This is a genomic window from Hyphomonas pacifica (genome assembly GCF_000682675.1).
Classification (GTDB): domain Bacteria; phylum Pseudomonadota; class Alphaproteobacteria; order Caulobacterales; family Hyphomonadaceae; genus Hyphomonas; species Hyphomonas pacifica.
Genome location: NZ_AWFA01000079.1, coordinates 1 through 920, shown reverse-complemented (window position 1 = coordinate 920; position 920 = coordinate 1). Strand labels below are relative to the sequence as shown.

The 920-nt window shown below is 67.3% G+C and carries 1 protein-coding gene and 1 pseudogene; both read right to left on the bottom strand.

Annotated features, from left to right (window positions below; genetic code table 11):
- Positions 1-127 (bottom strand): annotated as a pseudogene (locus tag HY2_RS15925) (conjugal transfer protein TrbF); the annotation flags it as partial.
- Between the two features lie 5 nt (positions 128-132).
- Positions 133-920: type IV secretion system protein (locus HY2_RS15920; protein WP_034829400.1), on the bottom strand; the 788-nt coding region annotated here is incomplete at its 5' end.

The following is a 920-nucleotide window of genomic DNA, read 5'->3' as shown; positions in this document are numbered from 1 at the left end:
GCCGCCAGTTCTTCGCCTGCACGCGGGCCGAGCCGATGCGTTCGTCCCAGACCTGGCCCGCCTTCTGGTAGGGTGTTTCGGGGTGCGGGCTTTGCCCGTAATGGGTGGAGGTGCGCCGGAAGGCCATGCTCATCAGTCCTCTTCGTTTCGGAGTTTCGGATTGTCGCCCGCCATGCCGCGATCACCATCCTTCAGGGCGTGAACCGTGATCGCGCCGGCATGCTGCAGGCGTTGTTCTGTACGAAGGCGCTGCGCCCAGGCGGGGCTGGCAGAGCCGGTAGACGGCGCGTCGCCTGAAGCGGCCGACATGGTGCCGCCCGTCGCCGCAAAAGCCGCTTCGCTGCCGCGCCGATAAGCATTGCCGATCGACGCAAAAGGCCGTCCTGCCATCCGGCGGAGCGTATCGCCTCCAGCCTGCGCGACGCCTGCGACACCTGCTGCCGCCTCGCGCCAGCCTGTCCGGCCAGAGGCCATGCGGCCAAGGTCATAGGAGGTGCGGGCGCCGCCGCTCATCGACGCGCCCGCCTTAACAGCGCCGGATACACCGCCGAGCGCTGCGCGGCCTGCCGCGACTGTTCCCGTCGTCGCCAGCACAGCGCCTGCACCGACTGCGGCGGTTGTGCCGACCACAGACCCCGCGCCAAGTTGAGGCGCGCCGGTCACAAGGCCGGAGGCGATGCCGGGCGCAAACACGCCCATCCAGAGAAAGACGATGGAAGCGAGAACGGTGCCCATCACTTCAGCGAGGGTCACATCACCGGGACCGCCGAAGGCGTCCGTGATCGAGGTAAACAGCGTCGATCCAATCCCGATCACAATGGCGAGCACCATCAGCTTGATGCCGGACGTGACGACGTTGCCGAGGACGCGTTCAGCCAGGAACGAGGTCTTGTTCCAGAGCGCGAAGGGCACGAGCACGA